This window comes from Oceanobacillus locisalsi (genome assembly GCF_042675985.1).
Lineage (GTDB): Bacteria > Bacillota > Bacilli > Bacillales > Amphibacillaceae > Oceanobacillus > Oceanobacillus locisalsi.
In genome coordinates this window covers 173,385-195,527 of record NZ_JBHTKK010000002.1, presented here as the reverse complement: position 1 = coordinate 195,527, position 22,143 = coordinate 173,385, and the positions used below count along the sequence as shown (strand labels likewise).

Below are 22,143 nucleotides of genomic sequence, written 5' to 3'. Positions count from 1 at the left end.
TTTTGGTTGCAATTTCACATTACATCAGCAGCAAAAACACCAAATAAATAATCGGAATACTAACCACTGACAACAACGTAGAAAAAAACACAACTACTGCCGAAAATTCTACATCTCCCCCATATAGTTGTGCATACATGCTTATCGTTGCCGGACTCGGTGTAGCAGAAAGCAGGCAAGCGATCATAAATAATTCAAACGGCATATGAAAGAATAATAATGGCAGAAAAAAGAGGAGCGGATAAATGAATAAACGAATAACGACAGCAAGATAAACAAATATATCTTTCATATATACAAGTACCTTAGAAAAAGTAACGCTGGATATCATCATGCCAATCATAATCATCGATAACGGCACGGTCATCTGGCCAATCGTCTCTATAGGGTCCATGATAAAAGCGGGAATTTGAACAGGAAAGATAAATAAAATAAAACCAAATACCGTTGCTAAAAAACCTGGATTTTTGAAAATAAACATTGCTTTGGAAACAGGAATTCCTTCTGGATTCATAATATAAATCGCATAGGTCCATATCAAAATAAAATAAATCAGATTAAACACCGAAGCAAACAGGACACCTTCTTGCCCAAACAGCTGCAAAATAATTACCATGCCGATAAAACCTTGGTTTCCAAACAGGATGACATTTTCAAACACTGCCTTCCGATCCATCGGTAATATCAGCTTTCTGGTAATAAAGCGGCTTAAAAAAAGAGTCCCTCCCATGATGTAAATGGAAAGGACAAACATAATAAAAGCACCATAAGCCTGTTCATATTGGAAAGGCATATGCATGGAACTGATAATCAGACAAGGCAAAGCGATATATAATAATAATGTTGTCACCGCACGCTGACCCTGCTCCGAGATTAAACCCTTCCGCCGAATCAGCCAGCCGATTGCAACAATAATATACAATGAACCAATCTCGTATGCCAGTGTCCATAATGTATCCATGCCCCTCCACCTTCCTTTTTCACATACCATTACAGGATATGCGTAGCGTGAGAAACATGTGATAGCCGACTATACTTCTTCATTATTCCGATATTTCATTAACTCCTTATTGATTTGATTAGTTGCTGTATAAACCGATTGATATAATGCAAAAAGTTCCTTATACTTCTCCACGTTTTCCGGAATAGGTTCCACCGTTTTTTCATTTCCCAGAAAAACGGAAGCACATTCCTGAAGAGACGCAAACCAACCTGTCCCATAAGCAGCCAGCATCGCAGCCCCCATTCCCGGTCCTTGTTCACTGTTTGGCTTTACTATCGTGGCGTTAAATACATCGGCCTGTATTTGCAGCCATATATCGCTTTTTGCCCCGCCGCCAATAGCAATAATACGATCGATAGCCTTTCCGCTTTCTCTGAAAATTTCTACGGATTCATTTAAAGAAAATGTAATTCCCTCCAGCACAGCTCTTGTAAAATGTTTGATTTCATGAGCACTGTCTATACCAATAAAGCTGCCGCGGATGGCGGAATCAACATGAGGCGTGCGCTCCCCAACCAGATATGGCGCAAATAAAAGACCCTTTGCGCCTGCCGGTACATCTGCTGCTTTATCTAACAAATCGTCAAACGACACGTCTTTTGCAAACGTATTTTTAAACCACGATAAGCTATAACCGGCAGCAAGTGTAACTCCCATCGTGTAGTACGCATCTGGAGCAGCATGATTCATGTAATGCACTTTTCCTGCAAACGATTTATCACCGTTTTCTTCATAGGATACAACAACACCGGAAGTACCGATACTGGCCATTGTCTGGCCTTCTTGCAAAACCCCGGCTCCAATTGCTCCACACGCATTATCCGCACCGCCTGCAAACACTTTTATGCTTCCGGGCAATCCTGTTTGCTCTGCTATCTCTTTTTTGATATTTCCAACCATTTCATGAGAAGGAACCAGCGGCGGACAAAAATCAGGGGAAATATCAAAAGCTTCACAGATTTCTTCACTCCACGAACGATTCTCCATGTCTAACATCAGCGTACCGGCAGCATCCGAATAATCCATATGAAGTTCTCCAGTTAAACGGAAACGTAAATAATCCTTTGGCAATAAAAATAGCTTTGCTTGCGCGTAATTGTCAGGTTCATGTTTTTTGACCCATTCTATTTTCGGTAATGTAAATCCTTCCAAGGCGATATTTTTAGGTATTTGTAAAAGGTGGTCTTTCCCGACACGTTCTGTAATTTCCTGACATTCTGCGGTTGTACGTGTATCGTTCCATAAAATAGCCGGGCGAATAACTTCTTTATTGGCATCCAACAAAACAAGACCATGCATCTGCCCGGAAAAGCTGATTCCTTCAATATCCCTTACATCACCAGAAAAACTGTCTGTAAGCTCGGAAAAACCGGAAATTGTCTGCTCCACCCAGTCTTCCGGATTCTGCTCACTATATCCTGCTTTTTCTTGCATTAAAGGATATTCTTTCGATACTTCGTGAACCAATTGTCCTTTTTGATTAATCAGTAGTAATTTTACAGCACTCGTTCCTAAATCAACACCAATAACATACTTCATTTCTGGTCCATCCTCTCCTCAACAGGTTAAAAAATCTTCCCTCTAATATAAACGAAAAAAGGACGAATACACTATCCGCCCTCTGTTGTTATTTCCACCAATCATTATGAATAGATGCAATCGGCTCCCGCTTATGCATTGTTTTAATATAATGACCTTCAATAACTTCTCTCGCTTCCTGAGATATTTCTTTTCCTTCTAAATAAGCATCTATGTCTTCATAGGTGACACCTAATGCTTCTTCATCCGCTAATGCTGGACGGTCATCTTCCAAGTCAGCAGTCGGTTTTTTTAAGTAGAGATGTTCTGGGCATCCCAGTTCTTTCAACATCTGTTTTCCTTGACGCTTGTTTAATCCCTCCAGCGGTGCCAGGTCACAAGCGCCATCCCCATGCTTGGTAAAAAATCCGGTAATTGCTTCTGCTGCGTGATCCGTACCCAATACAAAACAATTATATTTCCCTGCAACGCTATATTGTGCCTTCATACGTTCTCTTGCTTTTTCATTTCCTTTTAGAAAATCGCTGATAACGACACCAGCGTCGCGTAATGATTTTTCACTTGCATCTACTGCTTCTTTAATATTCACGGTAAACATCGTGGAAGGCTGGATAAATTCAATCGCATCTGCCACATCATCCGCGTCTCCCTGCTCTCCATATGGTAATTCAACGCCGATAAATTGATACGTATTTTCTTCCTCATCTTCATTTAATTCTTCAACCGCTATTTGCGCCAGTTTCGAAAGCAATGTAGAATCCTGTCCGCCAGAGACACCAAGAACAAAGCCTTTTGCAAAACGAAATTTAAGCAAATAATCTTTCATAAAATCAATCCGGTTGCGAATTTCATCTTTCGGATCAATTTCCGGTTTTACATGCAGTGCTTGGATAATCGATTGCTGCAATTCTTTCATTTAAAGACACCCCTTTTTTAGAAATCATGCCACCTTTTTAGTACAGCAACATTTTTAACAGATACGTTTCATCCTAAAATCTAACGGTGCTGATTTTCTCCTACTTGTTTTTTGACCGTTTCAATATGCTCCATTTTACTATTCCATAGTTTTACACTTAAATCTACAGGATATTCAGCCGGATAGTTTGTACGTTTATATTCATCCCAGAATAACTGGAGCTGATTCACTGCATAATTTTGTATATGAAGCAGGTTAGGACTTTCGTAAACGATTTCGCCATCCACCACAATATCTTGATGCAGGTTTATTGCGTCAAAGTTAGAAACCATTTTTTTATAATACGTATGAATCGGATGGAAAAGCATAATTTCCTCTTCTTTCTCAGGCTCTTCCTCTTCTAACGTCAGATAATCCCCTTCACTATGACGATTATATCTGTTGATAATCCGGTACACTTTTTTCTTCCCTGGTGTGGTCATCTTCTCTGGATTGCCTGATAATTTAATTGTATCCACCATGTTTCCTTGTTCATCTTCAATGGACACCAGTTTATACACTGCGCCAAGTGCCGGCTGATCATATGCTGTGATCAATTTGGTTCCTATTCCCCACACATCAATTTTAGCGTGTTGGGCTTGCAGACTGGCAATGGTATATTCATCCAAATCATTCGAAACGTAAATTTTCGTATTCGTAAATCCTGCTGCATCAAGCATTCTTCTCGCTTCTTTTGACAAATAAGCCAAGTCGCCGCTATCAATCCGAATCCCTTTAAAATCAATGTTATTCCCTAATTCTTTGGCTACTTTAATCGCATTAGGGACACCTGAATTCAGGGTATCGTATGTATCAACTAAAAACACACAATCCCGATGACGTTCAGCATATTTTTTAAAGGAAGCATACTCATCACGATAAGCTTGTACCATCGAATGTGCATGTGTTCCTGACACCGGAATGCCGAATAATTTCCCAGCACGGACGTTACTTGTCGCGTTGAATCCGCCAATGTATGCGGCCCTTGTTCCCCAGACAGCCGCGTCCATTTCCTGCGCTCTTCTTGTGCCAAATTCCATTACCGGACTATTCCTTACCAGCTGCCGGATACGCGAAGCTTTAGTAGCAATCAATGTTTGATAGTTCACGATATTTAACAGTGCCGTTTCCAGCAATTGCGCTTCTGCTAATGGCGCCTCCACACGGACAATCGGTTCATTTGCAAAAACAACTTCTCCTTCCCGCATTGATTTCAAAGAACCTGTAAATCGAAGCTCACGTAAGTACGACAAAAAATCTTCCTGATAGCCCAGTTCTTTTAAATACGTTAAGTCCGTTTCACTGAAGTGGAAATTCTGCAGATACTCAATAATTCTTTCTAAACCGGCATAAAGTCCATAACCATTGCCGAACGGAAGCTGGCGAAAGTATAAATCAAACACTGCATTACGATTATGTATATTATCATACCAATACGTTTCAGCCATATTTATTTGATAAAGGTCTGTATGCAACATTAAACTGTCATCTATATAGTTCATTTTGATTTCCTCCCGTAGTTTATCGCTTTCTATTTTATTACCAAACAGTGAAAGATACAATATAATTGATATATAAGTTGAAGTAAAGATTTTGCCTTTTGGCATTCGCTCCATAAAAAACACGATGCTTTCTATGGGTCCTGAGCTCAGCCTTCTCAAACAACTACCTGTCATGCTTTTTCCCTTCTTTTGTCCACTGCAAACCTTTATGGAAAAGCTCATTTACCTGCTTTCATCTCGAATAACCACCTGCAAAACTCCTGCTGAATGAAGTTTCGTTTTATATTAGGATTTCCTTCCTTGACCATTTTAGCCTGTTTTTTTATAAAAGCAGACTTCTTTTTCCTCCAGCATATAGTATCCCCTCCAAATGATAACATAATAAATCATTTTTATTTTCGAAATATTATAACCAAAAATATAAGAATATTAAATAAGGCAGGGACTATTCATTTGGTTTGTTCGGAACAATGCATACGTCAAGGAGAAATGAAAAATTTCATCACATCAAAAAACGGAAAGAGTTTCCCCTTCCCGCTTGGCTTGTAATTAATCTTCCGCGTATTTGACAATGGCATCGTGAAGAAATGGAGTCGCTTCTTTTCCGGCACCTTCATTATAATATTTTGCAAACCGTTCATCCGTTACATACATCTGTGCCAACCCTTTATGTGCTTCTGCGGAATAATGGGGCCACGTGTACATCAGCCATTGTTTATGAAGTTCATATGCCTCTTTGGCTTCCGGCGCATCCAGATCTTTTATTTCTGCTAATTGTTCTAATTTCGCAAATAGCGCACGTTCTATCCTTTGCATTTCCTGAACATCTTCTTCCCTGAGATTCATAAACTTCTTATTCGATTGTTCAACTGTTTCTTCGCCATATTTTTCTCTGATTTCTTCTCCATACAGCTTTTCATTTTCCTTCAACCGTTCTTTCTTCAATCCTTCAAATTTTTCTTCTGCTGTCATCGTAATCTCTCCTTTTGTATATTGAATCGTTTTTTCCACTGTCGTCAGCAATTGATTGATTTTTTGCTTCTCCGCTTCTAATTTGCGCTGATGCGCTTCTAAAGCATCCAAGGTATTAAAAGCCGGATCATCCAGCACCGATTGAATCTGTTCCAGTTTCATCCCTATCGAACGGTAAAGAAGAATTTGCTGCAGCCGATTGATTTCTTCTTCCCCATACAGCCGATATCCTGCTTCAGAATAGCTTGCAGGTTTTAACAAATCAATCTGATCATAATACCGTAGCGTGCGTGTGCTGACATTAGACATGTCGGCTACTTGTTTGATAGGATACTTCATTGTTTTCCCTCCTTTCCATACTCACTATAGAGATTGACGCAGCGTTAAGGTCAAGACTTTTTTAAATCGTATAAGAAAACGAAGGCTGTTACCATCTTTTTGGGTAACAACCTTCGCTACACTTACCTTATTCTAAATAATTTCATTGCTTCGGTAATTTCATCCGATTACCCAAGATAGCGATACTGTGGTTCACATTTTTAGTGGTATAACTTTGCACTGGATTCTTTTTACTTTTGAATTGCGGTTTGTTATTTTGTTTTTTGAAAAAACGGGAAAACGAATCAGCCAGATGCATGACGGATAATTGAAGGGCAATGCTGTCAACTTCTTTCAACCAAATAGTTTCTTCCCTCTCTTTCATTTGCGACAGCATAGCTGAGCAAACATGATAGGTTAATCTTTTTCCAGTTGTAGAATAGGTTTCGTTCCACAGTGCTAAAAAATGATTATACACGAACCGGGAACAGCCAATGGTTTTAGAGATGAACGTTTTTTTGTTCTTCATTAGTTTACCGTATTTTCTACACCAAATCCATTTCCAGCCTCACCATATCTGTAACCTGGATGCCATTTTCAAAAATCGGCGCTTCATAATGGCGCAAAAAGAAGTCGCGATCAATGGAAACCATTCGAAAAGCCCATTTCTGGTACAGTGCTAACTGATTAACACCTGAATTTCCCGTTCCAATCTCCAGCGTACGGTATCCTTGCTGTTTTGCTTCCTGAATAGCATGTAAAACCAGTTGTTTCCCCCATCCTTGTCCATGATAAGCTTCATCCACAGCGACATTAACAAGTTCCGCTGTATCCGGCCTGGTCGGAAGCAGAACGTAAACCCCAATGACCTTCCCGTCTTTTTCCAATACATAGCTGGTTCCCCGGGCAGTATAATCACGGATTAACCTTTCCGATGGGTCCGCGAGCAGTAATAATTCCATAGGCAATGCTTCTTCTCTAGACAGCTGATGAATCATCATTTTTCACTTCCTTATTAAAAATAGACTTGTTTCTTTCTTGTGATTCTTCTAATATTAGAAATTATACACCAAAATACAATATACCAACTTATCCGTTTCAAAGGAGATTATTATGGATGTCACTACCGTTGTCTTAACAGTCATTATGATGGGAATTATTTTATTTATCGGTGCTTTAGTTGCCTTAAAAAACACGATTACGTATGAAGCAAAACAACTGTTCATGAGTGTCATTATCAATGTTGCTGTTCCATTTATTATTTTAAATGGGGTCTTTAACACCGAATTAACAGATGATGTATTGCATCAGGTTGTCCTGATGTTTCTTTTCAGTGTCAGTTTTAATGTTTCTGCTATCGGTATTTGTTTCTTTTTTGCGAAAACAATCGGCTTTTCCTTACCAAAATCGAAACAACTTTCTCTGCTTGCCGCCATCGGTAATTCTGGCTTTATTGGCATTCCATTATGCGCTGCTATTTTCGGACCAATCGGCGGTTTGCTTGCCGCTATTTTTGATGCGGGGCTGGATGTTGTTGTCTTTTCCCTTGGAATCTATTTATTGCAAAGTGAAGACCGATTTGAATGGAGGCATCTAAAAGCCCTGGTGAATATGCCATTGATTGCTATCAGCTTTGGCCTTATTTTTGCTTTCAGCGGTTGGGAAGCTCCTGTTTTAATGAAGGATTTGGCCGGCATGCTCTCTGCTTTGGCCGCTCCTATGGCGATGCTTTATGTCGGATTCAGCCTGCCGGACCTTTTCCGCAGTAAACAGGCTTTATTTTTCCGTGAATTATGGATGCCATTAATATGGAAACTGCTCATTCTGCCAGTACTGATGATAATCATGCTAGCTTTCTTGCCAATAGAGACTTTGCTTAAAAATATATTGGTCATCCTTGCTTCCATGCCAACCTTTATGCTTTCTGCCGTTCTATTTTCCCGCTATACGGATAATGAGCAGGAAGCCGTCATTACGTCGGTATTTTCCACATTGCTAGCTTTGGGTACGATACCCTTGATAGCTTGGCTGTCCACTTTTTGGATTGGATGAGATGACAACACACGAAAGCAGACGAACATTTTTTATGTGCGTCTGCTCTTATTTTTTATTCACACGAAAAGGTGTCTCTATCCTTCTGTCTGCATTGCCGCTTCTTTTGTACTTTCAACCGTACCAAACGGATGATGCGGCGGGGCATAAACCGTATATAGTTTTAAAGCTTCATCGCCTGTATTCGTGATATTATGCCACGTACCTGCAGGAACCATAATTGCACTATCCTCTTCCACGTGCTGCTGAATCGTCAAATTATCCTGCCGATTCCCCATTTGCACCGTCCCTTCCCCTTCTTCAATACGTAAAAATTGATCGGTATCCGGATGCATTTCTAAGCCGATATCTCCACCTACCGGAATACTCATCAACGTAACTTGCAAATGTTCTCCTGTCCATAGAGCAGTGCGGTAATTAGTATTGCTTTCCGCAGCATTTTCAATATCAATAATGAACGGATTTCCTCCATGATCGGTAATACGGGAAAACATTGGATTTTCTTGATTGGTTTCTAAAATACCTGCTAAATGGTTGGCAATTTGGTAATCTGTCATTGCCAGCTGATAAAGCAATTGACGGGAGTAAGGCTCCTGCACTTGCTCACTTTTCCGATAGTTTTCCTCATAGCTTTGCACCGCATGCTGATACAATGTGTCGATGCTTTCGTTTCTCTCTTGTACAAGCTCTTGCTGTCTCGTATCCAGCTGCTGTCCGGTAAAATAGTGATAAGTCTGCTCCAGACCTGCAGCTATTTGATTTTTGGATTGTACCGCATACACAAGATCTTGTGCAGTTGCATCCTGCCTGAACGATTCTACTGCATGAAAATACAATGGAAGCAATGCTGCCTCCCGATGCAACGTTTCTTCTATCATAGCGGCTGTCTGTTCATCATACGGATTTCCTTGATGGGCATTTGGATTTCTTCGATGCATCTGCTGCTGATAAAAAGGATGATAATACATATTTGGTCTGTTACCTACCTTTCCTTAATCTCCTCTCAGCATATGACCATCATTTTAAAACGGAACAAAAAATGGATAATTCTATAATAAAAAAAAAGAAGATATCTGAAATATCTTCCCAATCGGCATTTTGCTTATCATTTCTGCTTTTTTCTTTCATGCTTGCCTGTTAAACTTCTTTCTTCTCCGCTGCAATCATCAAAAACATTGGTCTGCGCCATTCATGCTTCATCTCCGGCACCTTTTGAAGCATTTCTTCAGACGGCACTGACTCCTCTACTCGTAAAATATCAAACCCCGCCCGGATAACCTCATTTATAAAAACAGATACGGGACGGTGATACTTTATCACTGTCTCATCTAAAAAAGACGCTTCCCTTACTCCCTCAACCTGATAATTATCCACCGGCCAATAGACAGGCTCTCCTGTGTGGTCATAAATCCAGTCTTGTTCTTTTTTTGATGTGAAAATAGGATGCTCAGCAGAAAAAACCAGACTTCCGCCCGGTCTCAAAACGCGATGAATATTTTCAAATATGTCGGATAATGATTCAATATAATGGAATGCAAGCGAACTGATTACGATATCGAATGACGCTTTCGGAAAATCCATATCCTCCATCGCTTGCTGCACATACAAAATACCGGAATCATCGGTCAATTCTTCTGCACTGGCAAGCATCCGCTCTGATATATCGGTTCCTGTCACAGATGCTGCTCCCTGCTCTCTCGCATAACGGCAATGCCATCCAAAACCGCAGCCTAAATCTAAGACATGCTTTCCTTGAAAATCCGGGAGCATATTTTTTAAGATATGCCATTCTCCCGCTCCTTCCAATCCTTTTTTGGAACGGTCCATGTCCGCATATGCTTCAAAGAAAGGATGCTCATCATACTTATTCTGTTTCAATAAATCACTTCCCTTTTCTCCAGTGGTCGGCTTGAAAAAAAGCATATTTATAAAAACATGCTTTATCCTAAAAAACTATGTATCTGACAGCAACCTTATGAAAAAACAAGGTATACAGTCAGACTGAATCTAGTGAAGACATTTCTAAATAACTAACAGAAGAGATTAGTGTGGATAATAATCAGAAATTACCAATCACAGAATCTTTTCATATTTACAATGATCATGATTTGTGCCTTTATATTCATAGCCGAAGTCTCTATAAATTTGGTTCAGTTTGGTATTGCTTTCTACACAGTCTAAGCGGATACGGCGCATCCCCTGTGTCTTGGTGTAAGCTTCCATCCACTCGACAATCGGCCTGCCTAACCCCCGTCCAATATGATCATAATCTACAGACAGACGGTGCATATAAAAGGCATCTTCGCTGGATTGACCCCAAATATTTTTATCCCAAGGAGTCTGCATTTCATTTAAAGTAAATGTAGCGATAATCTCCTCGCCTTCTTTTACAACAAAAGTAGAACCGTCTTCAACGGACTGTCTTACCTCCGGATCTTCCTCATCTTGATCCAGAAATTCCCACTGTTTTAATCGGCTTTTCTTCAACCATGTTGTCACACCTTTTAACAGGCGGAGTATGGCTTTCATATCTTCCTTTTGTGCAATATAGACGTCCAACTCCTGATTAATCGATCCTACTTTTAACGTCATAAATCAGTCCTCCTTATATTCGTTTTCTTTGTATATTCGACACGAAAATGAAAAATTCCTTCTTTTACGTTAAAAAAATAATATTCTTCTGAAAACAATATATTATTCTTTTAATTTATTTCGAATTTCTATTTGTTTAGAGATACAAAATTGTATAATCTTTGACCTTATTCCTTCTCTCATTTCTATAAACTCAATAGCATGTTTCATCATGCCATTAGGTTGTTTCATAACATTTACAATTTTACCATGAAACGTAATTGTTTGCGATTCCTGTCTCGTTTTCAAAAATAATATTCCAGTTACCTTATCACCTGTCTCCGCCAATTTAGAACGTGTAAGAAAAGCAACTCCGCCACCGCTTATATCATGTGTCGTAACGTTGACTGTTTCCTTTTTATTTTCTTCCAAATGCACATCTGTTTCTTCTGCAGGAAGCAGCGTTACCTGCATTTTTTCCATTGCTTTCACCCGGAAAAACTCTCTGCGCTGCACAAATTTTATCCTATCCTTGTCAGGCTTCGTTATGGATGTCTTCCCATTTTGATAATGTATGGCGGCTTCAAATTGACACAACCCTTTTTCTTCCTCATAAAAACAAACCGTTACACGCATGCCATTTTCAATGAGCATGGGTACATTTTGTTTATTTACTGGCCGTTGAATCATTAATTCCGCCTCGTTACGAATCAGCTGTGTGAAATACATTTTTTCATCCGCATTGATAATTTCTAATAGTTGACCATCCCAAAACCCCGTATATTCTTTTTCGTTCATAAAGATACCTCTTTCCCTGTTATTAAATCAAGATAGATAAAATGCGCAGTCCATTTGTAGTAATTTTTAAATCATACCTCCTACATCTCATGTTTATCACTCAAAATGTATAGGTATTTAGACCAGACTCTTATTTCCTAATTATACCTTGATTTTTGAATTTTTACAGGGTTATTTTGTATTTTATTCCTAAATAGAAAAGCTTCTCCCCATCGGAAGAAGCTTTTCTATGAAACAATGAAAATGATCCGGCTAGTCATCCACTACAATATACGTTACCTTTACAGGACCGTGTACACCAACAATCAGATTCATTTCAATATCTGCGCTATTACTCGGACCTGTTACAAAGCAAACACTGGAAGAGGGAACGATACCTTTTTCACTATCCTGATGAATCTTCTCTGCCGCCTGTGTCATTCTTGGAACAATCGTTTCTTTCGGAATAATCGCAATATAACATCTTGGCATTAAACTAATCGATCTGCCATTGTCTTTATTGGTCATCAGTACCACCGTACCTGATTCTGCCAGCGTGATATCACTGAAAGAAATACCGACATCTGTTCTTTCGGCAATTACCTGATTCTCTTTGCTAATACTTGCATCCCACACGTGTACATCCGCTTCTTTGGCAAATGCTTCATACGCCTTATCCAGTCCATATTCCTGATTCCGTTTATCATTTGAAGTAATTATCGACGTTGCTTCATAGCCATCTAATACTTTCTTCAGTGTCGCTTGCAAATCACTTTTATCTGTACGGACAAAATCGGTATGAATCACGTTACAATGCTCTTTCAGCACTTCAATCAGTTCTTCGGTCGAATAGTCTTTAAAGACCTCATGCTGTGGCTGTACACTATATTCCGGCCGGCTCACACCTTCTCTTTTTTGCGGTCTGCCAAGATTTGCTGCCAGGTTGCTTAAAAAGGAGTCTCGATTTTGAATAGCCATTATGCATCTCCTCCTTTTTGACGTTGATTCCACCAGCTGCGGAAAGTTTGCTTTTCTGGTGCTGGGAAGTCGCGGGAATCTGTCCATCCTTTTAATGGTCCCGGTCCATTTTCAACATATTCTTCTTTTGTCCACGGCTTCAACGCGGTTCTTGCGACTTTCGTGCTTAATTTATATGCCGCCGGGTTCGAAGCCCATTGGGCAAATCCTTTCATCATGAATTTTTCGGAAACCGGCGATTTTTTCTCTTCTTCTACAATAATTTCACGATGACGGATTAATTGTTCATGTAATGGGATTTTCACAGGGCATGCTTCTGTACAGGCTGCACATAAAGAGGAGGCATATGGTAATTCTTTATGATCCTCATAGCCGTCCAAGAGCGGCGTTAATACGGCTCCAATTGGGCCTGGATAAATAGAATTATAAGCATGTCCGCCGACATGACGATACACAGGACATACATTAATGCAAGCTGCACATCGGATACAATGAAGCGCCGATTGAAATTCTGTTCCTAAAATTTTAGAACGGCCATTATCAACAATCACTAGATGATAATCGTCCGGTCCGTCAATTTCCTCTTCCATCCGTGTACCTGTGATGGTTGTAATATAGCTGGTCAACTTCTGGCCGACAGCAGCTCTTGTCAGCAAACTGACTAACACTTCCATATCTTCCCACGTTGGAGCAAGTCTCTCCATCCCCATTACGCTGATTTGCGTATCCGGTAAAGCAGTCACCATTTCTGCATTGCCCTCATTCGTCACAAGCGTCACAGAACCAGACTCTGCTATAGCAAAGTTGCAGCCGGTAATACCAACATCTGCGGATAAGAAATCCTGCCGCAGTTGTTCTCTGGCAAAAGAAGCTAATTCTTCCGGCGTATCTGATTGTTCATAGCCTTTCTTATCCCGGAAAGTATCTTGGATTTGCTGTCTATTTTTATGCAGGGCAGGAGTTACAATATGGGATGGCGGATCCTCATCCAATTGCAGAATCCATTCTCCTAAATCAGATTCCACCACTTCTGCTCCCGTGTGTTCCAATGCTTGATTTAAACCAATTTCTTCCGTAACCATCGATTTCGTTTTAACTACTTTTTTCGCTTCTTTCTTTTTAACCACATTCTCAATGTATGCATTTGCTTCTTCTGCCGTTTCTGCAAAAAAGACATTTCCCCCGCGTTTTTCCACTTCCTCACTGAGTTGATATAAATAATAATCGATGTTTTCTAATGTATGTTCTCGAATTTCTGCACCGAGCTGACGCCAATCTTCCCAATTCCCCAGCTCTTCTGCCTGTGTCAGCCGGCCATTCCGGAACCTTCCTTGAGCAGAAGAAACTGCCTGCCGCATAAAATCATTGTCAATCCCTTGTTCAATCCGTTCTTTATAAGGAGTCTCACTAATTTTTATGCTCATGCTTTCACTCCTCCTTGTTCCTTGGCATGTGTATTTAAAATTTCTGTGATATGCATAATCTGCACGTTTTTTCCTTCTCTGCGCATACGGCCGCCAATATTCATCAAACAACCCATATCGCCGCCGACAAGATACTCTGCTCCTGTTTCTGATACATGCTGTGATTTTTCTTTTACCATTTCTTCTGATATATCTGCATTTTTCACAGCAAATGTACCGCCAAATCCACAGCAATCCTCTTTCACCGGCAGTTCTACAAACTCAATTCCTTTCACGTTTTGCAGCAGCTTAGACGGCGCTTCTTTCACGCCTAATATCCGAGTCATATGGCAGGAAGGATGATAAGTCACTTTTCCCTCGAACGTAGAGCCCACATCCGTTACGCCTAATACATCCACAATAAATTGTGTCACCTCGTACGATTTATCAGCTAACGCGATTGCTGCCTGTTCCCATTTTGGATCGTCTTTGAATATACTGGGATATTCCCGCAGCATGCCAACGCAAGAACCGGACGGTCCAACAACATATTCCGAATCTTTAAAGGCCTTTATCATCTGCTTCATCGCTTTTTTCGCTTCACTTAAATATCCGCTATTATAGGCAGGCTGTCCGCAGCAGGTCTGTGCTGCCGGAAAATCTACTTCACAACCCAAACGCTCTAACAACTCCACAGTATGTTTACCAACATCTGCAAAAACAATATCACTGACACATGTTATGAACAAAGATACTTTCATTTTCTCCACCTCTTCTATTTAAGCGTGGCATGAACGAAGGGGTTACTTCTTATCAAGTTCCTGAAATAGCAATTGCTCCACATTCTCCAAATGCTCATACATTTTTTCTCTGGCTTCATCGGGCTGCCTATTTTTGATTGCTTGATAGATACGTTCATGCTCATCATATAAAATATGTGACCGGTCTTTTGTGTACAATAAAACCCGTCTTGTTTCACGAATCGTTTCCGACATTAACTCGGAAACACTTCCCATTAAATGAATCAGTAAATCCATTTGTGTTGCCTGTGCGACAGCCATATGAAAATCTGCATCCGCCTGCTCGGCAAGCTGTTCATTTCCTTTTGCATCCATCATCATTTGTAACGCTTTTTCCATTTTCTCCAGATCCTTATCTGTATAACTTTCCGCAGCATACGCGGCTGTGCCTACTTCCAAAATTTTACGGACCTGATATAACTCTTTGACATCATTCTGTTTCATTAAAAAGGCTGTACTGACAGGCAAGGTAAAACGCTCTGCATCAAACGCTTTCACATACGTGCCTTCACCCTGGTGCATTTCTATTAACCCCATCGAGCGGAGTCCGCTGAGCGCCTCCCTGATTGCAGAACGACCGACACCAAAGCTTTTTGCCAGCTGCTCTACTGAATCCAGTTTATCTCCTGGCTTCAATCTTCCATCTTTAATCATACTTATCAATGAATCTGCCACTTGTTCATATATTTTTTCGGTTTTTATACGCTTATACTCCATTTTGTCAACTCCTCTGGTTCGTGAATCTATTTTAATCCATTCCCAAAGGTTTTTAAAGTCCTCCTGTTATCAAACTGACAAGCTAAAGGTATTAAGTACTGTACTTCATGATACCCCTTTCATTTCAGACATCCGTGAAATTACAAACAAATTCCCCCTTATACAATGAAGCGCTTTCAGATAATATGTATAGATAAGGTCATCTGATGACCTTATCTATACATATTATCTGATATTTTTTCTAATTTCAAGACGAATTTTGAAATATTTTTCGATAAATCACAATCCTGCATATTTTAAAATATTTCACAGGGGAATCGACCGAAAAATTCCTTCTGGAACAATGCCCTATTATGAAATCCATTACACTATTCGATTCATTTTCACAACATGTTTTAAAATACCGTGCTCATTTTATGAATATTACCTATTGACTAAACGTACTTTTATAAAGAGGAATTATTTACTCCTCATTTTCTTCCTTACCTAGACGCAGATCGTTGCATTTTATTTTTAAACCTTACAGAAAACGTTTACAATATTTATTTTTTCAAAATTCCTCATCAGTTGCTTTATTATTCGTTGTGAAAGAGGTTGTGTCATGGCTAATATACAGGATGTTGCTAAACAAGCTGGGGTCTCCATTGCCACTGTTTCACGGGTGCTAAATAATACATCCAAGGTTTCTGAAAAAACACGTTACAACGTAGAAAAAGCTATCCGAGAATTAAATTATGCTCCCAGTATGCTGGGAAGAAACTTACGAAACTCAGAAAGCCGGTTACTTCTCGTGCTTATTCATACCTTTTCAAACCCTTACTACACAGAAATCATAAACGGGATTGAAGATTATTCCATTGAAAACAACTATAATATTCTGCTTTGCGAAACAGATAATAACCAGCAGCGTGAAGATATATTCATCAATATGGTCCGTAATAAGTTAGCTGACGGGATTATCTCCATGAATCCAACAGTTCATGTTAATAAACTGAAAGAACTTTCAAAGTCTCATCCCGTTGTGCTTTGCAGTGATTATTATGAAGATACCAATATTCCTTATATTGCGATTGATAATACCACTGCTGCTTATCGGGCAGTAAAATATTTGATTAACATGGGGAATACAAAAATTGGCTTGATAAATTTTAATGAAAAACTGCTCTATGCAAAGCAGCGACGAATTGGATTTGAGAAGGCATTAAACGAATATCAATTGCCCATCTGTCATGAATGGATCCAACATAGTGACGGATTAACCTTTCAAGATGGCGTAGAAACAATGCGGCGCATGTTGCGTTCAAAGGATCGTCCCACTGCTATATTTGCCATTTCAGATACATTAGCAATTGGAGCCATCAAAGAATTACACGCCCATGGAATAAAAGTTCCGGAAGAAATGGCCATTATCGGATTTGACAATATTGCTTTTTCCAGCATGACGACGCCTGCGCTGACAACCGTTTCACAGCCAACCTACCAAATGGGCTACCGCTCAGCAAAAATGGTCATTGACCGTATTCAAGGAGCATCTGTTGACAATGTCATCATGGATTATGAGTTGATTATTCGAGAATCAACACTGGGATAGGAGGGGTTCTAAATGATTGTAGGTATTATTGGCTGCGGATCCATTACACGTTTCAGGCATGCGCCAGAATATACAGCAAATCCATCCGTTGAGGAGATTGTTTTCTATGACAGGAATCGAGAACGTGCAGAAGAAATGGTGCAATTATTCGGCGGAAGAACTGCTTCATCACTGGAGGCATTGCTTCAAGATCCAACCATTGAAGCCATTAGCGACTGTTCTTCGAATGAAGTACATTACTTCCATACCACAAAAGCTTTGCTTGCTGGCAAGCATGTGCTATGTGAGAAAACAATTGCTGCTACTGTGAAACAGGCACAAGAAATGGTGCATACAGCAAAAAAGGCCAGCAAGCTGTTAATGGTTGACCACAACCAACGTTTTACAAAAGCACATCAAAAAGCACGTGCCGTCCTCCAAACAAAAGAACTGGGCGACATTCTTACCTTTCAGACCACTTTTGGCCATAGCGGTCCGGAAGATTGGGGAGCGACGAAATCAAACGCAACCTGGTTTTTTAAAAAAGGCCGTTCCCATTCCGGAGCAGCAGGTGATTTAGGTATTCATAAGCTAGATTTGCTCTTCTATCTGCTGGATGACGAAATAACAGACATTCATTCCTATGCAGCCACCTTAGATAAAACAGATGAAAACCATCATCCCATTGAAGTAAATGACAATGTGGTCTGTATTTTAAAAACAGAGAAAGGAAGGATTGGCACCGCTGCTTTCTCTTGGACTTATTACGGCGAAGAAGATAATTCTACAACAATTTACTGTCAAAAAGGGATCCTAAAGCTATACCAAAATACGAATTATCCGCTTCTTATTGAAAAGAAGAATGGCGAAAAAATCTATTATGCTTTGGAAGCGATTCAAACCAACACAAAACAAACCAACTCAGGCGTAATCGATGCCTTTATCCATTGTATCCAAGAAAATGAAAAACCCATTGTCAGCGGAGAAGATGCAATAAAGTCATTACAGCTTTTGGAAGAAATTTTGCGACAGAAAGATAACGGTATGTAATGGATTTCATAAAGCAAACATGCTGCTGTAATTAGAGGACCTTTTCTCATAACACAGTAAGCTATCTCATGTCTTATGGAAAAGAAAGGGGGCGTTTCCCGCATCCAGTTGATGACGTTCTATATTATCCTTGGAAGCTGATTGCAGACGATCATTCTGTTCTAATCTCTATGAAAAGATAGACCCAAAGTGAAATAAGATTCATTAAAAAATCGAGGAGGTTTCCTATGAAGAAAAAAAGTTTGGGCTTTTTAATCATTGCTTTTCTCATGCTCCTGCTGGCTGCTTGTGGATCGGGAAATGGTTCTGGTGAGGAGACAGAAGACAGTAATGCAGATGGCGGAAATAGCAGCGAGGGAACGGAAGAACAATATAAAATCGGAATTCTGGCTCCAGAAGTAACACATGGCTGGGTTGCCGCAGTTGCTTATCATGCTGAAGAACGCGTAAAAGAATTAGGCGATCAAGTCGATTATCAAATTCAAACCAGCAGTAATGCGGAACAAATGACTTCTCAATTGGATGATTTAACAACTTGGGGAGCAGATGCCATTGTGGCTTTCCCGCAATGGGAAGGCATGGAGGTCCCCATCCAAAATGCCATTGACAGCGGAATAACCGTCGTTAACTTTGATATCGCGATTGATGTGGAAGGCGTTTACCGGGTTGCAGGAGATAATGAAGATATGGGAGTTCAGGGAGCGAACTACATCGCAGATAAAATTGGTGAGGAAGGAAATGTTGTTGTACTCGAAGTGCCTTCCTCAGGGTCTGTATCCGAATTACGGACAAAAGGATTCGAGGAAACCATAGCAGAGATTGCTCCGGATATGAACGTGATGACGTATGCAACAGAATTTACTCGGGAAGACGGTTTAGCTGACTTCGCTGATATTTTAACTTCTGTTGAGAACATTGATGCCGTTTATTCGATTGATGATGAAACTTCTGTCGGTGTCTTGCAGGCTATTCAAGAAGCTGGAAGAACAGACATTCAAGTCGTCACCGGCGGCGGTGGCATGCAGGAATACTTTGAAATGATGCCGGAAAATGAAGATATCTGGATTCAGTCGGCATTATACAGCCCTGTTATGGTAAAAGATGCTGTTGATATTGCGATAGACGTTCTTAACGGGGAGGATGTAGCGGAAGAAACTATCATTCCAACCACCGTTGTTGACCGGGATAACTACGAAGAATTCCTGGATGAAAATTCTCCATATTAATAGAGAGGGGAGCAGGAAAACCTGCCCCCTGCTCACCCAATGCGCAGAGGTGATGACATGCATATAGCATTTCAAAACATTCAAAAGTCCTTTGGTAAAAATCATGTCCTGAAAGATATTTCCTTTTCCATAAAAGAAGGTGAAATTTGTGCCTTGCTTGGGGAAAACGGCGCCGGAAAATCCACCCTGATGAACATCTTAGGAGGAATTCATCGGCCGGATGCAGGCAGTATTTATGCAGACGGGAAAGAGGTTAGATTCACTGCTCCCGAGCAATCCATTAAGCTGGGAATCTCCTTTATCCACCAGGAGCTAAATTTAATCAATGATCTGCCTATCTATGAAAATATGTTTTTAGAAAGGGATTATACAAAAGGGTTCAGACGTGTCCCACACCAGGAAATGATTCAAGAAACAAAGGCAATTTTCGAACGCATGCAGGTAGATCTTGACCCCCGCACGCTTGTGAAAGATTTAGATTCTTCCTATAAACAAATCATTGAAATCTGCCGTGCAATTACAATGCATGCTTCTGTCATTATCATGGATGAACCGACAACATCGCTCACAGATTCTGAAATCGAACGTGTATTTAGCATGATGAGACATTTACGAGACCAGCAAGTCAGTATCATTTTTATTTCGCATAAATTAAAAGAAGTCATCGAAGTTTGCGACACTTATACGGTACTTCGGGACGGCAACCTTGTCTCTCAAGGACAGGTAAGCGATGTAACAACAAAGGAACTTGCCCGCTTTATGGTAGGCTATGATGTTCGGACAGACCAACTGATTCAACAGCGGGAGCGCGGTAAAGAAATTTTGCGCGCAGACAAACTGACGGATGCCGCAGCCTTTTCCAATGTCTCTTTTTCTGTTCATCAAGGCGAAGTAGTCGGATTTACCGGTCTTTTAGGCGACGGCCGCAGCGAGCTGTTTCAATCTATTTTTGGTGCACATGATATTTCATCGGGAAAACTGTTCCTTTATGGCAAAGAGATTCATATTCACACCACGATGGATGCCATTAAACATGGTATTGCCTACCTTCCAAGAAATAGAAAAGAAAATGCCATTATTAAAGATATGGACATTCTTGAAAATAGTGCCATTGCTTCTTGGAAAAGACATGCAAAATGGGGAGTTATCCAACATTCCATTCACAAAGAGAAGCTGGAGGTCTTTCAAAAACAACTCAAGATACGGATGACGAATGCTTCCAACAATATATTGAATCTCTCTGGAGGAAATCAGCAAAAGATCGTTTTAGCTAAATGGCTCTCAACAGATCCCCGCATCCTGATTTTAGATAATCCGACACAAGGAGTGGATGTCGGCGCAAAGGAAGATATGTATGATATTATCCTGCGTTTAGCTGACAAAGGGGTCGGGATTATTATTCTTTCCAGTGAAGCAAATGAAATATTAAGACTTTGCAATCGTACGTATGTCATGTATCACGGGCGTCTGCAAGGAGAACTGAAAGCCGAAGACATGAACGAACAAGCTATTATGGAGCTGGCTACGGGTGGAGATGCTTTTATTTGAACGTTTTGAATAAACCGCTTTCCTATTATCCGGCCAATATGTAACGAAAGCAGCAGTTCCGCTGTATAGATTTCTTTTTATTTCATAACGAAAAGGGGTGTAACCTTTTGACAGAAAAAAGCAACAGTCATTTTCATGCATTTATCACTTGGTTTAAAAATCGATGGGCCGCCAGTCCGTTATTCAGTATTTTTATAGCGCTTATTGCTATGATTATCTTACAAACAATTGTATTGGGGTTTGATTACCCTTCCTTTGGAGAATGGTTTACTTCCTGGGTAAATAACTGGATTAATATTTTACGAAACAATGCCAGCGTAGCTATTGTTGCCCTTGGAATGACGTTTGTTATTATGACAGGCGGTATCGACTTAGCAGTAGGCGCAACACTTGTAGCCACAGGCGCATTGACGATGACATTGCTTGATATTGGAGCAAGCGGTCTCTTACATGCTATCGGTATCACCGGATGGCTCGCTATTCTGGTTACTATCATGCTTGTTATTCTTTTTGGTTATCTACTGGGGTCCGTCATTGGCGTGACGGTCACACGGGGAATGGTTCCGCCATTCATTGCCACTTTAGGAGCAATGATGGTTTTCCGCAGTGTAACACAGCATTTCATGCAAGGCTCCGCTCCACGCGTTCCGTCTGCGTTTTTACAAATTGCCAACTTTAAAATCGGAGACTATATGATTATGCCTATTATCTACTGGGCTGTCATCGCAGCTGTAATGTATTATATTTCTAAACACACTACCTTTGGAAGACAGATTATTGCTGTCGGTTCCAATGAAAGAGCAGCCAGACTTTCCGGAATTAATGTGAAGCAAGTTAAATATCGCGTCTACGCCCTATCTGGAATGCTGGTAGCCATTGCTGCCATTATTCAGGTTTCCCGGATTGGTTCAATGGATTTTGCCGGGTCAGGACGCGGTATGGAAATGGACGCTATCGCCGCAGCAGTCGTCGGAGGTACTAGTATGATGGGCGGAAGAGGTTTTATCCTCGGAACCGTTTACGGGGTATTAATTATATCTGTACTGAACAATCTGCTTAATCTATTTGGGGTCCCTCCCTTGCTTCGCGATGCGTTTAAAGGGATTATTGTTATTGCTGCGGTACTGTTACAGCGAAAGGAAAAAACCGCATGACTCAGCTC

At 40.4% G+C, this 22,143-nt stretch carries 20 protein-coding genes and 1 pseudogene; 6 read left to right on the top strand and 15 right to left on the bottom strand.

Annotation, left to right across the window (positions count from 1 at the left end; translation table 11 throughout):
• Positions 1-19 precede the first annotated feature (19 nt).
• From ACFQ19_RS03095 to ACFQ19_RS03065, 7 genes and pseudogenes are all read right to left on the bottom strand, one after another.
• Positions 20-961, bottom strand: coding sequence for an AEC family transporter (locus ACFQ19_RS03095; RefSeq protein WP_379590535.1), 942 nt, complete (start codon positions 959-961; stop codon positions 20-22).
• A gap of 69 nt (positions 962-1,030) precedes the next feature.
• Entirely contained in the window at positions 1,031-2,542 is a 1,512-nt protein-coding gene (gene xylB, locus ACFQ19_RS03090; protein WP_379590534.1) for a xylulokinase, read from the bottom strand.
• An 88-nt stretch (positions 2,543-2,630) separates the two neighbouring features.
• Positions 2,631-3,458, bottom strand: coding sequence for an ammonia-dependent NAD(+) synthetase (gene nadE, locus ACFQ19_RS03085; RefSeq protein WP_379590533.1), 828 nt, complete (start codon positions 3,456-3,458; stop codon positions 2,631-2,633).
• 80 nt (positions 3,459-3,538) lie between these two features.
• A complete protein-coding gene (locus ACFQ19_RS03080; RefSeq protein WP_379590531.1) occupies positions 3,539-4,999 on the bottom strand; it encodes a nicotinate phosphoribosyltransferase in 1,461 nt (486 codons plus the stop codon).
• Between the two features lie 549 nt (positions 5,000-5,548).
• Positions 5,549-6,310 (bottom strand): MerR family transcriptional regulator, encoded by a 762-nt coding sequence (locus ACFQ19_RS03075; protein ID WP_379590530.1) that lies wholly within the window; start codon positions 6,308-6,310, stop codon positions 5,549-5,551.
• Positions 6,311-6,458: 148 nt separating this feature from the next.
• Positions 6,459-6,818 (bottom strand): annotated as a pseudogene (locus tag ACFQ19_RS03070) (helix-turn-helix domain-containing protein); the annotation flags it as partial.
• A 16-nt stretch (positions 6,819-6,834) separates the two neighbouring features.
• Positions 6,835-7,290, bottom strand: coding sequence for a GNAT family N-acetyltransferase (locus tag ACFQ19_RS03065; RefSeq protein ID WP_379590528.1), 456 nt, complete (start codon positions 7,288-7,290; stop codon positions 6,835-6,837).
• A 112-nt stretch (positions 7,291-7,402) separates the two neighbouring features.
• Here ACFQ19_RS03065 and ACFQ19_RS03060 point away from each other — a divergent pair, with 112 nt between their 5' ends.
• Entirely contained in the window at positions 7,403-8,341 is a 939-nt protein-coding gene (locus ACFQ19_RS03060) for an AEC family transporter (protein WP_379590527.1), read from the top strand.
• Positions 8,342-8,418: 77 nt separating this feature from the next.
• Here ACFQ19_RS03060 and ACFQ19_RS03055 read toward each other — a convergent pair whose 3' ends face one another.
• The 8 genes from ACFQ19_RS03055 to ACFQ19_RS03020 form a co-directional block, all read right to left on the bottom strand.
• Entirely contained in the window at positions 8,419-9,309 is an 891-nt protein-coding gene (locus ACFQ19_RS03055; protein WP_379590526.1) for a cupin domain-containing protein, read from the bottom strand.
• A 169-nt stretch (positions 9,310-9,478) separates the two neighbouring features.
• Positions 9,479-10,219: a class I SAM-dependent methyltransferase gene (locus ACFQ19_RS03050; protein WP_379590524.1), complete on the bottom strand. Its 741-nt coding sequence runs from the start codon at positions 10,217-10,219 to the stop codon at positions 9,479-9,481.
• Between the two features lie 195 nt (positions 10,220-10,414).
• Positions 10,415-10,933 carry a GNAT family N-acetyltransferase gene (locus tag ACFQ19_RS03045; RefSeq protein WP_379590523.1) on the bottom strand — a complete coding sequence of 173 codons (519 nt, stop codon included), beginning with the start codon at positions 10,931-10,933 and terminating at the stop codon, positions 10,415-10,417.
• A gap of 102 nt (positions 10,934-11,035) precedes the next feature.
• Positions 11,036-11,710, bottom strand: a complete 675-nt coding sequence (locus ACFQ19_RS03040; RefSeq protein ID WP_379590522.1) for a flagellar brake protein — start codon at positions 11,708-11,710, stop codon at positions 11,036-11,038.
• Between the two features lie 252 nt (positions 11,711-11,962).
• On the bottom strand, positions 11,963-12,667 hold the full coding sequence (locus tag ACFQ19_RS03035) for a LutC/YkgG family protein (protein ID WP_379590521.1): 705 nt from the start codon (positions 12,665-12,667) through the stop codon (positions 11,963-11,965).
• Complete coding sequence (locus ACFQ19_RS03030; RefSeq protein WP_379590519.1) at positions 12,667-14,091, bottom strand: LutB/LldF family L-lactate oxidation iron-sulfur protein; 1,425 nt, start codon at positions 14,089-14,091, stop codon at positions 12,667-12,669. Before ACFQ19_RS03030 ends, ACFQ19_RS03035 begins: the two co-directional genes overlap by 1 nt.
• Positions 14,088-14,831, bottom strand: a complete 744-nt coding sequence (locus ACFQ19_RS03025; RefSeq protein WP_379590518.1) for a (Fe-S)-binding protein — start codon at positions 14,829-14,831, stop codon at positions 14,088-14,090. Before ACFQ19_RS03025 ends, ACFQ19_RS03030 begins: the two co-directional genes overlap by 4 nt.
• Before the next feature lie 42 nt (positions 14,832-14,873).
• The gene (locus ACFQ19_RS03020) at positions 14,874-15,587 is read right to left on the bottom strand and encodes a FadR/GntR family transcriptional regulator (RefSeq protein WP_379590517.1); all 714 of its coding nucleotides are present in this window, start codon (positions 15,585-15,587) and stop codon (positions 14,874-14,876) included.
• Between the two features lie 601 nt (positions 15,588-16,188).
• Here ACFQ19_RS03020 and ACFQ19_RS03015 point away from each other — a divergent pair.
• The 5 genes from ACFQ19_RS03015 (at position 16,189) to ACFQ19_RS02995 (ending at position 22,135) form a co-directional block, all read left to right on the top strand.
• Entirely contained in the window at positions 16,189-17,178 is a 990-nt protein-coding gene (locus tag ACFQ19_RS03015; RefSeq protein WP_379590515.1) for a LacI family DNA-binding transcriptional regulator, read from the top strand.
• Positions 17,179-17,190: 12 nt separating this feature from the next.
• The gene (locus tag ACFQ19_RS03010) at positions 17,191-18,207 is read left to right on the top strand and encodes a Gfo/Idh/MocA family protein (protein WP_379590514.1); all 1,017 of its coding nucleotides are present in this window, start codon (positions 17,191-17,193) and stop codon (positions 18,205-18,207) included.
• 227 nt (positions 18,208-18,434) lie between these two features.
• The gene (locus tag ACFQ19_RS03005) at positions 18,435-19,433 is read left to right on the top strand and encodes an ABC transporter substrate-binding protein (RefSeq protein WP_379590512.1); all 999 of its coding nucleotides are present in this window, start codon (positions 18,435-18,437) and stop codon (positions 19,431-19,433) included.
• Positions 19,434-19,490: 57 nt separating this feature from the next.
• Positions 19,491-20,981, top strand: a complete 1,491-nt coding sequence (locus ACFQ19_RS03000; RefSeq protein ID WP_379590511.1) for a sugar ABC transporter ATP-binding protein — start codon at positions 19,491-19,493, stop codon at positions 20,979-20,981.
• Positions 20,982-21,088: 107 nt separating this feature from the next.
• On the top strand, positions 21,089-22,135 hold the full coding sequence (locus tag ACFQ19_RS02995; protein ID WP_379590509.1) for an ABC transporter permease: 1,047 nt from the start codon (positions 21,089-21,091) through the stop codon (positions 22,133-22,135).
• Positions 22,136-22,143: the final 8 nt, after the last annotated feature.

Excerpts from the sequence above, each read along its gene's own strand:
- xylB (WP_379590534.1), bottom strand. The coding sequence starts at position 2,542 with ATGAAGTATGTTATTGGTGTTGATTTAGGAACGAGTGCTGTAAAATTA.
- ACFQ19_RS03005 (WP_379590512.1), top strand. The coding sequence starts at position 18,435 with ATGAAGAAAAAAAGTTTGGGCTTTTTAATCATTGCTTTTCTCATGCTC.
- ACFQ19_RS03000 (WP_379590511.1), top strand. The coding sequence starts at position 19,491 with ATGCATATAGCATTTCAAAACATTCAAAAGTCCTTTGGTAAAAATCAT.
- ACFQ19_RS03040 (WP_379590522.1), bottom strand. The coding sequence starts at position 11,710 with ATGAACGAAAAAGAATATACGGGGTTTTGGGATGGTCAACTATTAGAA.
- ACFQ19_RS03025 (WP_379590518.1), bottom strand. The coding sequence starts at position 14,831 with ATGAAAGTATCTTTGTTCATAACATGTGTCAGTGATATTGTTTTTGCA.
- ACFQ19_RS03035 (WP_379590521.1), bottom strand. The coding sequence starts at position 12,667 with ATGGCTATTCAAAATCGAGACTCCTTTTTAAGCAACCTGGCAGCAAAT.
- ACFQ19_RS03095 (WP_379590535.1), bottom strand. The coding sequence starts at position 961 with ATGGATACATTATGGACACTGGCATACGAGATTGGTTCATTGTATATT.
- ACFQ19_RS03010 (WP_379590514.1), top strand. The coding sequence starts at position 17,191 with ATGATTGTAGGTATTATTGGCTGCGGATCCATTACACGTTTCAGGCAT.
- nadE (WP_379590533.1), bottom strand. The coding sequence starts at position 3,458 with ATGAAAGAATTGCAGCAATCGATTATCCAAGCACTGCATGTAAAACCG.
- ACFQ19_RS03075 (WP_379590530.1), bottom strand. The coding sequence starts at position 6,310 with ATGAAGTATCCTATCAAACAAGTAGCCGACATGTCTAATGTCAGCACA.
- ACFQ19_RS03055 (WP_379590526.1), bottom strand. The coding sequence starts at position 9,309 with ATGTATTATCATCCTTTTTATCAGCAGCAGATGCATCGAAGAAATCCA.
- ACFQ19_RS03065 (WP_379590528.1), bottom strand. The coding sequence starts at position 7,290 with ATGATGATTCATCAGCTGTCTAGAGAAGAAGCATTGCCTATGGAATTA.
- ACFQ19_RS03015 (WP_379590515.1), top strand. The coding sequence starts at position 16,189 with ATGGCTAATATACAGGATGTTGCTAAACAAGCTGGGGTCTCCATTGCC.
- ACFQ19_RS03045 (WP_379590523.1), bottom strand. The coding sequence starts at position 10,933 with ATGACGTTAAAAGTAGGATCGATTAATCAGGAGTTGGACGTCTATATT.
- ACFQ19_RS03060 (WP_379590527.1), top strand. The coding sequence starts at position 7,403 with ATGGATGTCACTACCGTTGTCTTAACAGTCATTATGATGGGAATTATT.
- ACFQ19_RS03080 (WP_379590531.1), bottom strand. The coding sequence starts at position 4,999 with ATGAACTATATAGATGACAGTTTAATGTTGCATACAGACCTTTATCAA.
- ACFQ19_RS03020 (WP_379590517.1), bottom strand. The coding sequence starts at position 15,587 with ATGGAGTATAAGCGTATAAAAACCGAAAAAATATATGAACAAGTGGCA.
- ACFQ19_RS03030 (WP_379590519.1), bottom strand. The coding sequence starts at position 14,091 with ATGAGCATAAAAATTAGTGAGACTCCTTATAAAGAACGGATTGAACAA.